The 15020-nt window shown below is 70.2% G+C and carries 9 protein-coding genes; 1 reads left to right on the top strand and 8 read right to left on the bottom strand.

Going from position 1 to position 15020, the window contains the following annotated elements; translation table 11 throughout:
• The 3 genes from SD626R_RS05495 to SD626R_RS05505 form a co-directional block, all read right to left on the bottom strand.
• The coding region (locus SD626R_RS05495) for a glycerate-2-kinase family protein (protein ID WP_141651423.1) at positions 1–802 on the bottom strand (802 nt) is incomplete at its 3' end.
• 66 nt (positions 803–868) lie between these two features.
• Positions 869–1492 carry an endonuclease dU gene (locus SD626R_RS05500; protein ID WP_092564582.1) on the bottom strand — a complete coding sequence of 208 codons (624 nt, stop codon included), beginning with the start codon at positions 1490–1492 and terminating at the stop codon, positions 869–871.
• Between the two features lie 4 nt (positions 1493–1496).
• Complete coding sequence (locus SD626R_RS05505; protein ID WP_092564584.1) at positions 1497–1679, bottom strand: DUF5786 family protein; 183 nt, start codon at positions 1677–1679, stop codon at positions 1497–1499.
• Positions 1680–1853: 174 nt separating this feature from the next.
• Here SD626R_RS05505 and SD626R_RS05510 point away from each other — a divergent pair, with 174 nt between their 5' ends.
• Positions 1854–2495: an MBL fold metallo-hydrolase gene (locus SD626R_RS05510; RefSeq protein WP_092564586.1), complete on the top strand. Its 642-nt coding sequence runs from the start codon at positions 1854–1856 to the stop codon at positions 2493–2495.
• A 468-nt stretch (positions 2496–2963) separates the two neighbouring features.
• On the opposite strand, the gene SD626R_RS05515 is transcribed toward SD626R_RS05510, so the two are convergent.
• The 5 genes from SD626R_RS05515 to SD626R_RS05535 form a co-directional block, all read right to left on the bottom strand.
• Positions 2964–5882: a DEAD/DEAH box helicase gene (locus tag SD626R_RS05515; protein ID WP_176697279.1), complete on the bottom strand. Its 2919-nt coding sequence runs from the start codon at positions 5880–5882 to the stop codon at positions 2964–2966.
• A gap of 163 nt (positions 5883–6045) precedes the next feature.
• On the bottom strand, positions 6046–8685 hold the full coding sequence (locus tag SD626R_RS05520; RefSeq protein ID WP_092564588.1) for a PAS domain-containing protein: 2640 nt from the start codon (positions 8683–8685) through the stop codon (positions 6046–6048).
• 177 nt (positions 8686–8862) lie between these two features.
• Entirely contained in the window at positions 8863–10296 is a 1434-nt protein-coding gene (kynU, locus tag SD626R_RS05525) for a kynureninase (RefSeq protein WP_092564590.1), read from the bottom strand.
• Positions 10297–10366: 70 nt separating this feature from the next.
• Positions 10367–13063: a leucine--tRNA ligase gene (leuS, locus tag SD626R_RS05530; RefSeq protein WP_092564592.1), complete on the bottom strand. Its 2697-nt coding sequence runs from the start codon at positions 13061–13063 to the stop codon at positions 10367–10369.
• A 121-nt stretch (positions 13064–13184) separates the two neighbouring features.
• The coding region (locus tag SD626R_RS05535) for a hypothetical protein (protein ID WP_092564594.1) at positions 13185–15020 on the bottom strand (1836 nt) is incomplete at its 5' end.

Consider the following 15020-nt stretch of genomic DNA (forward strand, 5'->3'; position numbering starts at 1 on the left):
GGTCGGGGACGGTGGGCCCGCTCGCGATCACGTCGAGCGGGTCCCCGATCACGTCGCTGACCGCGAGCGTGGCGACGGCCGCGGGCGCCGCCGCCTGCGCGAGCCGCCCGCCCTTGACCGCCGAGCAGTGCTTGCGGACCGCGTTGATCTCGTCGATCGACGCGCCGCAGGCGAGCAGCCGGTCGGTCAGCTCACGGAGGTCGTCCGGGGTGATCGGGTCGGCGGGCGCCGCGAGCAGCGCGGTCCCGCCCCCGGTGATCGCGGCGATCACGAGGTCGTCCGCGCCGGCGCGCTCGGCCAGGTCGAGGGCGCGCCGCGCGCTCTCCACGCCCGCGTCGCTCGGGATCGGATGATCACCCGGCAGGACCTCCACGCCGGCCGCCGACGGTCGCTCCGCCGGGTCCTCGGTGACGACGACGCCCTCGGCGATCTCCCGCCCGGCGTCGCCGAGGACGCCGGCGAGCGCGGCGGCGATCTCCGCGGACGCCTTGCCCGCGCCGATCAGGAGCACGCGGTCGTAGTCGGCGAGGGCGTACTCCCCGACCGGGCCGGTGCGCTCGGCGCCCGCGTCGCCGTCGACGCCCCCCGCGGTCTCCGCGCCCTCGATCCGCAGGGTCCCGTCGCGCACCGACACGGCGCTCTCGATTAGTCGATCCGGGCGCGCGGCCGCGATCCCGGCCGCGAGACAGTCGAGGGCGACGCCGTGGGCCGGCGTCCGGACGAGCCGGTCGCGGTCGCGGAACGTCACGTCGGGCGTGGAATCGCTCCCGGGGCCGCCGGCCGGCGCGTCGCCGTCGCTCATGCCGAGGTCGTCGGGCGGGGGCGACATATATCCGGCGCGCCGGGCGCGGTCGCCCGCGGCCGGCCGTCACTCCTCCGCGACCGCCTCGCGGTGCGCGCTCGCCGCGATCGCGGCGAGCCGAAGCGGCTCGGGCCGACGGAACCCCTCCCGGACCGAGTCGCGGACGGCGGCCGCCGCGCGGCCGTCGTCGATTCCGACCGCACGGACGAAGAGCGGGTCGGCGCCGCCCTCGGCGCCGCTCGCATCGTCGGCGCCGTCGCCCTCGGCGTCCCCCGCGTCCGGCCCGTCGCGCTCGACCCGGACGCGCGGCGGGAGCGACCGGTAGACGCCGAGCCGGCGCTCCAGCGCGTCGCCGTCGAACGCCTCGCGGAGCGCGGGTTCGAGCCCCGGGCTCGGCTCGTAGCTCACGGCGTAGGCGGGACGGTCGAGCGTCTCGCGAAGGCGGCGGAGGTCGAGGAGGTTGAACCACGCCGGGGCGACGCCGGCGCAGGCGACGTGACGGACGTCCTCGCGGCCGAGCGCGTCGAAGAGGGCGATCGCGGCGTCGGTCGCGTCGGTGCCGCCGACCGCGCAGCGCTCGAAGGCGAGCCCGTCGAGGGTCCCGTCGCCCCTGACGACGGCACCGGCTAGGCGGCTGGTTCGGTTCCCGTCGGAGAAGGCGATTCCGAGCGTCCGGCTCGGCGTCGTCACCCGATCAGTTCTCCTCGGACTTGATCTCCTGGAGCCGGTCGAGGAGCTCGTCGTTCGAGGCGCCGGGCTCGTAGTCGACCTCGCCCTCGTGTACCTCTTCGGCCGCTCGGACTCCGTCCTCGTCGTCGAAATCCGCGTCCAGGTCCTGATTCTCCTGTTCGGATTCGTCGTAGCTTCCGAAGCCCATTTGTGTGTATCACTAACAGGGCGCGACTGATAAATCCCCGGCCAGAATCGGACGGGGGGATCGTAGGCCGCGCGTACCGCGTCACTGCGGCGGGTCGTTCCGCGCGGCCGCGGGAGGGCGCGCCGCGTCGCCGCGGTGTACACGCTTTTACGCCGCGACGGCCCTCGTGTGGGTATGGAGCCGATCACCGTCACCGCCGACGCGGAGGAGTTCACCTGCAACGCGTACCTCGTGCCCGGCGAGGCGTCGACCCTCGTGGACGCCGGGACGATGCCGGGCGTCGACGACGTGGTCGCCGACGCGCTCGACGACGCCGGCGTCGACGGGCTGGACCGCGTCGTGTTGACCCACCAGCACCACGACCACGTCGGCGAGATCGACGAGGTGCTCGACCGCTTCGACGCGACGCTGTACGCGAACGCCTCGCACCCGCGACGCGACGTGGCAATCGGCGACGGCGACGAGGTCCTCGTCGGCGACGAATCCTGTGATGTCGTCGAGACGCCGGGCCACGCCGACGACCACGTCGCCCTTGTGGGCGACGAACGTCTCTACTCCGGCGACGTGGTCGTCTACAACGACGGCGCGTTCGACGACGGCTCGTTCGGTCGCACCGACATGACGGGCCAATCGCGCGAGGAACTGATCGAGAGCCTGCACGCGATCCTCGACGTGCTCCCGGACAGCGTGGAGGCGATGTACCCCGGCCACGGCGACGTTTACCGCGCGAGCGACGGCCCCGACACGGTCCGGGAGGTCATCGAGCGCGCGACCGAGCGCGCCGAGCGCCGCGAGCCGAAGTACCCAGACGAGTAGCGGGCGAATCGGATAGCCGGCGTCTGCGACTGCTTATAGAGAATGTGCGGTGGCGCGTGCCTCCGAGCGCCCGCAGGGCGCGAGTGAGCACGCGCGAGGTCGCCGGCGGTGGAGCCGCCGGCTGCCAGAGGGACCTTCGGTCCCTCGCTGGACGCGGTGAGCGCTCGGAGAGCGCGAACCGCGAGGCTGGGGAGGCGTGAGGCTGCGGTTGCGGTGCGGGGCGGGACTCAAAGGGGCAGCCGCGAGGACGAAGCACGACGACGCAAGCACTGCAGGGAGCGAGTGAAACGAGCGACTGAAGCGCACAGCGAGTCGCGCGAGTCCTCGCGGCTGGGGCTTTGGAAGTGCTTACCGAGTTGCCAACAGCAACACCGTATAGCCGAGCGGCTGGGGCTTTGGAGGACTCCGCGATGTCGTCGATCACCCTCAAATAATCGACCGAACTACCATCTTAATCGACGTATCGATCTAGTCCCAGAACGACTGCGTCCGCGCGTACTCGCGCTCCTGTCTGAGCACGTCGCGGTAGAACTCGTCCTCGTCCTCGCGCAGTTTGTTGATGATCCGCGCGGCGTTGTGCGGTCCGACGCCGCGCGCCGCAAGCGCGATCACGGCGCGCTTCCCGTGCGTCTGGACGAGGCTCGCCGCTCGATGCGCCCGTTCCGTCCGCCGCTCCTGTTCCTCGTCCTTCTCGTCGGCCCGGACCGCCGCGACGGTCTCGTCGTCCCACGGGTTCAGGGCGGCGACGCGGGTCGAGCCGCACTCCGGGCACTCCGGCTGGTCGCGAACGCGGCGGACCTTCGTCGTGCGCCGCCAGTCGGCGCAGTGGAGGCAGAAGAGGATGACCCGGTCATTTTGAATCCGCTCGCGGACCGTCTCGATCACGTCGGCGTCGGCGTTCTCGGGCACCAGAAACTCGGTCCCCGCGGACCGGCCGGCGGTCCCCAGCGGCGTCCGCTCGCGGGCAATCTCCAGCTCCAACGATCCGTCCTGAATCCCCTCCAGCACCTCGGCCGTCTCCGCGACCGCGAGGTCGGCGTGGAACACCTCGCGGAGCGCCTCGTCGTAGACGGGCGTCCCCTCTAACGCCGCGAGCAGGCGGTCGCCGCCGAACCGACCTTTCCCCTCGCGGTAGCGCTTGACGGCGCCGAACTTCGCGGCGACCTGCGCGAGCGTGAACTTGAGCGCGTCCGACTTCTTCAGGGCGAGCTCGAGGTACGCCTCCAGCCGGTCGGGGTCGGTCGTCTCCAGCACCTCGCGGAAGGTCCCGGGATCGACGCCGTGGGGGACCTCGAACTCGATCCGGTACGGGTCCACGTCCATCCCGACCGACGAGCCGGCGCGCTGCCCCACGAGCGCAGCGAGCAGGCGCGCGAGCGTCTCGTTCACCTCGTGGCCGAAGGCGGCGTTGACCGCGACGGTGCGGGCGCTCCCCTCGATCACGATCCGGCGGTCCGTCGGCACCGGGTGGCCGGCGTCGACGTGATCGACGACCGGCTGCAGCGCGCTCGCGATCGTCCCCTCGTCCGCCGGGTAGCGCTCCGCGAGGTCGGCCGCGACCGCCTCGGGCGTCGACCCCGCCGCGAGCGCCTCGGCGGCCTCGGCGCGGATCCGTCCGACCTCCTCGGCGACGGGTTTCGGAACCGGGATCTCCTGGCCGATCCACGAGGGAACCTCGCCCGCGGGGTCGGCGATCGGCGTGACGTTCACGCGCTCCTCCTCCTCGTCGACCTCGGTGATGCGCCACATCTCGCCGCGCTGGATGAACGTCTCGCCCGGCCCGGCGAAGTTGACGACGAACCGCTCGTCTAAGGTGCCGATCCCGCGTCTGGAGGACATGTCGTACACCTCGTAGGTGGACTCGTCCGGGATCATCGAGAGGTTCGCGTAGAAGTACTGCCACGTCCCGCCCGACTTTTCGAGCGTGTCGGATTCTTCGTCGAGCCACAGCAAGCGGTTGCCGTCGAGCTCCCGGACGACCTCCTGGAACGTCTCCTCGGCGAGCTCCCGGAAGGGATACGCGTTCGTGACGACCTCGTACGCCTCGCGCGCGTGCACGTCCCCCTCGTCCATCACGACGCCGACGATCTGGTTCGCGACGGTGTCGAGACTGCCGTGGTGGATCGCGGCCGGCTCCACGAGCTCGGCGCCGGCGCGCCGGGCGATCGCGAGCGCTTCGAGGGTGTCGTCGCCGCCCTGCGTCACGACGGTGCCCTCGGAGACGAGGTCGCGGCGGTGACCCGCGCGCCCGACGCGCTGGAGCAGGCGGGCGACCTCGCGCGGGCTCCCGTACTGGACCACGTGGTCGACGCGCCCCACGTCGATGCCGAGCTCCATCGAAGAGGTGCAGACGAGCCCGTCGAGTTCGCCCGCCTTGAACCGGTCCTCAACGTCGATCCGCACGTCCTTCGAGAGCGAGCCGTGGTGGACCTCGATCTCGGTGGGGTCGTCGATATCTCCCGTCGTCTCCTCCCGCTCCGCGAGCGTCTTGAACCGCGAGCCGAGCGCCTCAGCGGTCTGTCGCGTGTTGACGAAGATCAGGGTCGACTCGTGGTTCGCGACGATCCCCCGTATCGTCCGGACGTGGCTCGCGGTCGTCTCGTCGACCGCGAGCTCGCCGGCGAGCGTCGCGTCGCGGTCGGTGATCTCGGGATCAAGTACCCGGACATCGGTCCGCGTTCCGGCCGCCACCTCGACGATCTCGAACTCCCGATCCCCCGGGCGGTCGGGGTCGCGCTTGCCGCTTCCGACGAGGAAGCGACCGACCTCCTCGGGGGTCCCCACCGTCGCCGACAGGCCGATCCGCTGGAACGGCCCCGCGACGCCCCGGAGGCGTTCGAGCCCGACCGTGAGCTGCGCGCCGCGCTTCGCGGAGGCGAGCTCGTGGACCTCGTCGATCACGACGTGCGCGACGTCTTCGAGCGCAAGCCGCATCTTCGAGCCGGTCAAAATGGCCTGCAGGCTCTCCGGCGTCGTGATGAGCACGTCCGGGGGATCGTCGGCCTGCTTGCTCCGCTCGTACTGCGTGGTGTCGCCGTGGCGCACCGCGACCTCGACGTCGAGCCGGTCGCCCCACCACTCCAATCGGTCCATCATGTCGCGGTTGAGCGCGCGGAGCGGCGTGATGTAGAGGGCCGAAATGCCGTCTCGGGGCTGGTCACCCGGCGAATCGCGGGCGTCGACGATCGCGTCGAAGACGGGGAGCATCGCGGTCTCCGTCTTCCCGGTGCCCGTCGGCGCGAGGACGAGGGCGTTCTTCCCGGCCGCGAGCGGCGGGATCGCCTCGCGTTGGGGCTCGGTCGGGGTGGAAAACCCCTGCTCGGAGAGCGCCTCACGGACCTCGCTCCCGAGGTGCGCGAACGCGTCCATGCCCGACGGTGCCGCCATTCTGTGATCAGTTCGGGTTGGGCGTTCGAGCGATTAAGCCCGTCGCTGTGCGAGGTCTGGGTGACAGGCTAGCGTGGCCGACAGGTCAGCACTGCCCGTGACAGGCCGGCGTCGCCCCCGACGGGATGGCGCTGCCCGCGTCTGCGGTGAGACCCACGTCCCCTCAGTCGGCGAGGGGCAGTTCGACGACGAACACGCTGCCCGTCGGCTCGTTGTCCTCGACCCAGACGTCGCCCCCGTACCTGTCGACGAGCGTCTTGACGAGGTAGAGCCCGACCCCCGTCCCGCCGCTCTCGAGGCCCTTCTCGCCTTCTTGGAAGATCTGTTCTTTGTGTTTATCCTCGATACCGGGGCCGTTGTCGGCGATCGACACGCGCACCGCGTCGTCTGAAACCCGCGTCGAAACCGCGATTTCAGCCACGTCCTCGTTGTTGTGGACGACCGCGTTCGTCAGCAGGTTCCGGAACACCGCCTCCAACAGGTCGTCGGCCAACACCGTCGCGTCGTGGATCGAGCCGTCGACTGAGACCGTCGCGCGGTCCTGATCCGTGCGAACCTTCTCGATCTGTCCGGAGAGTTCGCCGCGGAGGCTCATCGGGGTCCGGTCGTTACCGACCTGTAGCAGCACGTCGGTGACGTCCTTGGCCGTCTCCGTGATCTCTGTCGCCTGCTTCGCCGCTTCGATGACCGTCCGCGCGTACGTCCGGCTCTGGTCGTCGGGCAGCGAGTCCTCGAGCAGTTCGGTATACGACTCGACGACCATCAGCTGGTTCCGGATGTCGTGGCGAACGACCTGGTTGAGTAGGGTGAGGCTGTCCCGCTGCTGCTCGAGGGTCCGCTCGTACTCCTTGAGGTCGGTCACGTCGCGGGCGTATCCCAGGACGGCGTCTTCTCCGGTCTCCGGCATCTTGTAGGGGATCTTCGTCGTCTGTAGGATGCGCGCCTCGCCGTCCGCCGTCGTCAGCGTCTCCTCCCCGATCGATCTCGGCTCGCCCGACTCGATCACGTCCAAGTCGTCCTGCCGGAACTCGGCCGAGTCCTCGACGTCGGGGATGATGTCGGCCTCCGAGCGCCCCTCGACCTCCTCCGGCGTCTTCCCGTACGCCTCCGCGGTCGCCTCGTTGGCCAAGAGGTACTCGCCGTCGCGGTTCTTCACGAACACCAGGTCCGGCACGAGGTCGATGATCTTCCGGAGCTCCTCGCGGGTCGACTCGAGGGTGATCTCGTACTCCCTCCGCTCCGTGATGTCTTGGAACAGCCCCAACGCACCGACGACGTCCCCCGCGTCGTCGAACTGCGGATCGCCGATCGCCCTGACCCATCGGGTCCGGTCGGACGCCGTGGCGATCCGCAGTTCGAGGTCGTACGACTCGCCGTCCTCGATCAGACGGTCGAACGCGGTCCCGATGGTCTCCCGGTCGTCCGGGTGGTAGAACTCGATGGCCTCCTCCAGATCGACCGACTCGTCCACCGGGACCCCGTGGATGCGATGTACCTCGTCACTCCACGTGAGCGACCCGTCAACCAGGTCGACCTCCCACCAGCCGATCGACGCGCTCTCCTGGGTCCGCTCGATGAGCGCCCGCGTGCGTTCCAGCTCCTCCTCTCGCCGCTTCTGATCGTCGATGTCGAGGTGGATGCCGACCGCCCGCACCGGCTCTCCGTCCTCGTCGCGCTCGACGACCTTCCCGACGTCGCGGATCCACTTCCACTCGCCCGTCGCGGTTTGCATCCGGTGCTCCGTATCGTAGTACTTGGCCTCCCCGGAGATGTGGTCCGAGAGGGCATCTTCGACCGCCCTGAGGTCATCGGGATGGACGCGACGCTCCCACTCCTCGAGGCGCGGTTCGATCTCGTCGACGGAGTGCCCGAGCATCCGCGCCCACTGCTCGTTGAACTCGACTTCGTCGGTGGTCATGTCCCAGTCCCAGATGCCGAGTTGGGCGCCCTCCACCGCGAGTTCGAGACGGTCTTTGAGCTGCTGAAGCGCTCGTTCTCCCTCTTTCTGTTCGGTGATATCCGTCGAGACGCCGCAGACGGCCACGATCTCCCCATCGTCGTTGTACACGGGTGACTTCCGAGTGAGTCGGACGCTTTCCCCCGCGGGAGTCGGGACCGTCTCCTCGAGTTCGATCTGCTCGCCGTCGTCGAGGACTCGTAAATCGTCCGCCCGGGCTCCTTCCGCTGTCTCCTGCGGGAAGAGGTCTCCGTCGGTCATCCCGACGGGGTCCTCGTCTACGTCGAGCAGGTCGCGGCACGCCTGGTTCATCAGGAGATACCGACCGTCGGCGTCCTTGAGAAACACCGCCGCCGACATCGTCTCCAACACGGTCTGGAACCGGCGGTGCGTGCGCTGATGCTCCCGCTCCTGTTGCTTATGTTCCGTGATGTCCCGAGCGACGCCGACGATCCGCGTTATCGTTCCGTCTTCGGTGATCGGCGTCAGCTTCGTCTGCCAGTGGCTCGTCCCACCCGGGAACGTGAGCCGCTCCTCGTACTCGATCGTGTCGCCCCGTTCGACGCAGCGGCGGTAGTTCGCGGCGACGGTCGCGCCCTGCTCGTCGCCGAGGAGTTCCCGCGGCGTCTGCCCTCGCATCGTGTCCTCGGTGAATCCCGTCTGATCTTGGTGCGCGGTGTTGTTCTCCTGAAACGTGAACTCGTATCCATCGCTGGTCCGCCCGACGTCGACTAAGAACACGGCGTCGTCGATCTCGCGGAAGATCGCCTCGTACACGGTGTCAACTTCCCCGCCGGCCACACCGAACGAGCTGTCGCCGGTGTTCGAGGGTGTATTCTCGTCCATCGGTTCTCTTAGCAGTGTATAGGATTAATACGCTGATAAGAGTGCGCATATCGGTGCCCGAACTCGGACGCTAACGGGTCGCGAGGCGACGAAATCGACGCGCGATCGCCGGATTTTTCGCCCGTCGCCTCGGCCGTCGCGACCGCTACGTCGCACCACGCTCAACTGTTGCGACCGCTACGTCACGCCGCCCTCGCTCGTCTCGTACTCTTCGTGCGCGCCGCTGTCGAGGATCGTCTCGATTTCGTCGACGACCGCCAGCACGTCGGCGAACGAGGTGTACGGCGCTGCGGGACAGACGCGGACCACGTTCGGCGGCCGGAAGTCGACGACCACGCCGCGGTCGGTGAGCGCCTCGCTCAGTCGCTCCGCGTCCGGGTGTTCGAGGGCGACGTGGCCGCCGCGGGCGGCGTGGTCACGGGGGGTCCCGACTGACACCCCGGGAAGCCGGTCGTCGACGAGCGCGATGAGGAAGTCGGTCAAGGCGAGCGACTTCCCCCGGAGACGCCCGATTCCGGCCTCCCGCAAGAGTTCAACCGAGCCCTCCAGCGGCGCGGCCGCGAGTAGCGGCGGCGTCCCGATCTGCCACGCCCCGGCCGAGTCGGCGGGCGTGTACGTCATGTTCATCTCGAACTGCGTCGCCTTCTCGTGGCCCCACCACCCCGCCAAGGCGGGCCTGAGCCCGTGGTGCCGCTCCGCGACGAACAGCGCGCCGATCGAGCCCGGACCGGCGTTGAGGTACTTGTAGGTGCACCACACCGCGAAGTCGACGCCGGCGTCCCCGAACTCGTGGGGGACCGCACCCGCGGAGTGGGCCGCGTCGAAGCCCGCGTACGCGCCCGCCTCCTGGGCGGCCCGAGTGATCCGGTCGACATCGAACAGCTGTCCCGACCGGTACAGCGCGGTCGGCATCCAGACGATCCCCACGTCGTCGTGGGCGTCGAGCGCGGCCTCGATATCTCGGGGATCGATCGTCCGCCCGTCCCGGCTCGGAACGACCCGGAGCTTCTCGTCGGGATCGATTCCGCGCTGACGCAGCTGCGCCCGGATCGCGTAGTGGTCGGAGGGGAAGTCGAGTTCGTTGACGAGGACGGCGGGATCCGTTTCGGCGTTCCAGTTCCCGTCGGCGCGCTCGAACTCCTCTCGCTCGGGCCCGTTCCCCGCCAGCAGCTCGTCGAGGAAGGTGCCGACGAGCGTGTGGATGTTGACGGTGATCGAGTTACCGACGACGACCTCGCTCGGGTCGGCGCCGACGAAGGATGCGAGCGCGTCCCCGAGGCGCTCGCCGACCGAGAACCACGGCGGGTCGGCGTCGGTCCATCCCGAGATCAGCAGCTCGCGCCACTCGTCGACGACGCGGTCGAGGCTCGCGAGCGCGGCGTCGCTCGCGGGGCCGAGCGAGTTGCCGTCCATATACAAGAGGTCGTCGGGCACGCGGTACCGGTCGGCGAACGACGAGAGCGGGTCGGCGTCGTCGAGGCGGGCGGCGAGGACGGCGGGGTCGGAATCGGCGGCGGCGGGCGCGTCGCCGTCGCGCGCGTCGCCGTCACCCGCGTCGCCGAGCCCGTCCCCGGCGAGAGCGTCGCGGGCGGGAGCGTATGGGTCGTCCATACGGGTTCGGATGTCGCCGTCGACTAATCGCTTCCGGGCCGTCGGGATACCTGAGCGACGACCCCGACCGCTACTCGACGATGTCGATCGCGGGCCGACCCGGCTCGGCCTTCCCGACCACGTCGTCGTCGGCGTCGGCGGCGCGCTCGACGCGGACCGGCGCGTCGAACTCGCGCTCGATCAGCCACGCGGCCGCCCGGAGCGCCTCGTACTCGTCGTCGCCCGACAGCGTCGCCTGCAGGGCCTCGCGGTTCGCCTGGAGATCCTGCCCGTAAGAGGCGGCGTCGTCCCCCTGCTCGCGGATGTGGCTCTCCGCCATCAGCTCCGAGATGAGGTTGTCCGCGTCGCTGTCGATCGCGATCGCCAGCGCGTCGTACTTCCAGTCGGGCGCGACGACGACGTCGATCCGCTCGGGGTCCTCGATGCCGGCGACGTCGACGATGTCGCGCACGTCCTCGCGGGTGTTCGCCACCAGCCGCCGGCGCTTCTCGACCGTCTCGCGGTCGACCGTCGCGGTCGGCCAGTCGGCCTCGACGACGAACCCGTCGCGACCCAGCGCCTCCCACAGCTCCTCGGCGAGGTGCGGGACGACCGGCGCGAGCAGGCGGACGGCGACGTCGAGCCCGCGCTCGTAGGTCTCGGAGTCCGGGTCGGCGTGCTCGCGGTAGCTCCGCAGCGTCCCAACGAGGTCCTGCGCCTCGCGGAGCGCAACGTTGAACGTCAGGTCGTCGTACTCGTCGCCCGCGATGGCGACGGCGGCGTCGACCTCGTCGGCGACGTAGTCGTCGATCGTGTCGCTCTCGACGGCGGCGCCCCCGGCGTCCGCGTCGCCCGCACCGTCGCCCGCCTTGCCGCCCGCGGCGTGCTCCTCCACGAGGTCGGTCAGCCGCGCCAGGAACCGGTGCGTCGACCGGACGCCCTCCTCGGACCAGTCGAAGTCCCGCTCGGGCTGGGCGGCCTGCATCATGAACAGCCGGGCCGTGTCCGCGCCGTACTCGTCGACGATCCGCTGGGGGGAGACGACGTTCCCCTTCGATTTGGACATCTTCTCGCCCTCCAGCTGGACCATCCCCTGCGCCAGCAGGTTCGTGAACGGCTCGCGGTGGTCGAGGTCCTCCTCGTCGGCCAACACCTTCGTGAAGAAGCGCGAGTACAGCAGGTGCATCACTGCGTGCTCGATGCCGCCGACGTACTGATCGACCGGCATCCAGTCGTTCGCGCGCTCCAAGTCGAAGGGGGCCGAGTCCAGGTCCGGCGAGACGTAGCGCAGGAAGTACCACGAGGAGTCGACGAACGTGTCCATCGTGTCGGTCTCGCGGGTGGCCGGCTCGCCGCACTCCGGACAGGTCGTCGCCTTCCACCCCTCGGCGGCGTCGAGCGGGTTCCCGGTCGTGTTGATAAAGTCGGGCAGCTCGACGGGCAGGTCCTCGTCCGGGACCGTCACCGGGCCGCAGTCGTCGCAGTGGACGACCGGGATCGGGGTGCCCCAGTAGCGCTGGCGGGAGATGCCCCAGTCGCGCAGCTGGTACTGGGTGCTCTCCGCGGCGCTCTCGATCTCCGCCGTGAGTCGCTCGCGGGCCGTCTCGCTGTCGAGGCCGCTGTACTCGCCGGAGTTAACCAGGACGCCGTCGTCGGTGAACGCCTCGTCGCTCACGTCGGGCGCGTCCGGGACCGTCTCGCCGTCCCAGCCGTCGGGCTCCGGCGCGACGACGGGACGGGTCTCGACGCCCATCTTCTCCGCGAACGCGTGGTCGCGCTCGTCGTGACCCGGCACCGCCATCAGCGCGCCCGTCCCCACGTCCGAGAGGACGAAGTCGGCGACGAAGACGGGGATCTCTTCGCCCGTGACGGGGTTCGTGGCGGTCAGGCCGGTCTCGACGCCGTTCGGCTCGTCGCCGTCGGGGTCGGCCTCGTGGCGGACGAACTGGTGAATCGCGTCGTCCTCGGCGGCCAGCTCCTCGCTGATCGGGTGGTCCGGCGCGAGCGCGAAGAACGTCGCGCCGTGGACGGTGTCGACGCGGGTGGTGAACGCCTCGACGGGGCCGTGCCCGTCGACTTCGAAATCGAGGGTGGTACCGTACTGCCGGCCGATCCAGTTGCGCTGCATCTGGCGCACCGAGTTTGGCCACCCCTCTAGGTCGTCGATGGCCTCCAACAGCTCGTCGGCGTACTCGGTTATCTCCAGGAACCACTGGTCGAGGTCGCGGGTCTCGACGGGCGTGTCGCAGCGCCAGCACAGCTCGGCGTCGCCCTCGACCTGCTCGTCGGCGAGGACGGTCTCGCAGGACGGACACCAGTTCACCTCGGCCTCGCGCCGTTCCACGAGCCCGGCGTCGGCGAAGCGAGAGAACAGCCACTGGTTCCACTTGTAGTACTCCGGCGTACAGGTGGTGATCTCGCGGTCCCAGTCGTAGCCGAACCCCATCGACTTCATCTGTCCCTTCATCGTGTCGATGCAGTCGAACGTCCAGTCGCGGGGGTTGGTGTCGCGCTCCTTGGCCGCGTTCTCTGCCGGGAGGCCGAACGCGTCCCACCCCATCGGGTGGAGCACGTCGTCGCCGCGCATCCGGCGGTACCGGGCGTACGCGTCCGTGATGGTGTAGTTGCGGACGTGACCCATGTGGAGCTTCCCCGACGGGTACGGGTACATCCCGAGGACGTACGTCGGGTCGTCGGCCTCGTCCGGCGTGTGATACACCGAGGCGTCGTCCCACGCCTCCTGCCACCGATTCTCGACCGCGGTGTGGTCGTAACCCTCCTGAGACATCTGCTTATATACTCGTGGTCGGGTCGGCGTCGTATAGCTTTCCATCCACTGGTGCGGCGTGACACGTCCCTTCGCGAGGCCGGAGATGGGGACGCGCCGCGGGCGGAGGCCGCCCGTCCGCCTACAGCTTCTCGGCGTTCCGCGCCTGCTCGACGCGCCGCGTCGCCTGCTCGACGCGCTTTCCGGTCGCGTTCGCGAGCCCCGGCGGGAGCCCCTCGCGCGCCGCGGCGAGTCGCTCCTCGATCCGGGTGATGCGGTCGAGGACGTTCGCCAACTGACGCTCCGTGCCCTCGGCGTCGCCCTCGCGGGCGCGCTCCTCGGCCCGCCTCGCTTGGTCGACCGCGGCGGCGAGGGCGCGTTCGAGCCCGTTCACCGCGTTCGAGGGGCCGCCGCCGGAGCCGCCGCTCCCGCCGCCGGGACTCCCACTGCCGCCGGAGTCGTCGTCATCGCCGTCGCCGTCGTCGCTCTCCGCCGCCGCGGCCGCGACCGCGGCGCGCGTCTCCTCCGCCACGTCGGCGACGTAGGCGGCAAGCGGGGCCGCCCCGGTCTCCGGGCGCTCGATCCGGATCGGGGGGCGCCCCTCGCTGTCGTCCCCCTCGTCCGAGTCGCCCCCGTCGTCCGAGTCGTCGCTCCCCGTCCCCGACGGGTCCGGATTGACACGGTACGCCCCGATCTCGTCGTCGGCGTCGCGGACCTCGGTCGTGTACGCGCCGCCGGCGTGGACGTAGACCGCGTCGCTCCCGTCTATCGCGGAGTCGTAGATCCGCCCGGCGAAGTCGTCCTCGACCGCGGACCGAGTCAGGTCCACGTCGCTCTCCGCGTCGTCGAGCTCCACCTTCCGCGCGTTCTCGCGGGCGACGAGCGGGACCTCGCCGTCGACGCCCGCGGTCGTCACGGACTCGTCCGCGGAGACCGTCAGCTCCTCGCTGTGGGGGGCCTGCCCCGCGCCGTTGACGGTGAGTCGGTGGTCGCCCTCCGGGACCCCGTTCGCGACCGCGATCCCGCCGGCGAACGTGGGGACCGCCTCGGGGTCGCTCTCGATCAGCACGAACGACTCGGTGACCGCCTCGGTCGTCGTCAGCCCCTCACCGTCCGGGGCCTCGTCGGTCTCGGTCGCCCGCGTCACCCGGGCGACGACCGCGTCGAGCGCGCCGGCCGCCTCGCCCCCGACCGACTCGTCGGCCGCGATGGCGTCGTACCGCGCCGCGAGTTCCGACCGGTGGTTCCCGGCGGTGATGTCGACCGCAGGGTTCCCGTAGCGGGGCTGCTCCCACGGGACGCCCGTGGTCGTGATGTGGCCGGCGACGGCGTCCTCGACGGCCTGTGGCACCGCGAACTCGAAGCTCAGCTGCGGGCCGGTGAACGCCGAGATGTCCTCCAGTTCGGCGGTCTCGACGAGGTCGTATCCGATCACCTCCTCGGCGGTCTCGTCCGCGACCGGGTCCTCGCGGTCGGCGTGCCGGAAGGCGATCCCCGTCTCTCGGAGCGGGAGGTCGGTCGGGGGCGACCGCAGCGCGTCGAGCGACCGGATCGTGAGCGCGCCGTCGACAAGCGACTCGGCGGTGACCGAGGGGAGGTCCGGATGCTCGTAGATCGGCGCACCCTCGTACTCGGGGACGACGAACGGGAGCCGCATCTCCTCGTCGCGTGGGAGCCCGTACGCGATGGGGATCCCGAGGAGGTCCTCGACGGTGTCGATCGTCGTGTTCGTGATGTCCGCGAGCAGCCCCCCCTCGCCGACGCGTTGAAACTGGTCGGGGTTCTCGTTGACCGAGAGGGTGCTGGAGTGCGACCCGAGTTCGGTGAGTATCCGCGGGACCGCGTCGGGGTTCGGATCGAGGAACTCGTTGTTCGGCACGCTGCGGGAGTGCGAGCTGGCGACGTACAGCTGCGGCTCGTCCGTGTCGAGGTCGACGAACACGTGGAGCACCTCCCAGTCGTGCCAGTGGAAGTTCGC

The sequence above is a fragment of the Halorubrum sp. SD626R genome (assembly GCF_001261915.1).
Taxonomy (GTDB): Archaea; Halobacteriota; Halobacteria; order Halobacteriales; family Haloferacaceae; genus Halorubrum.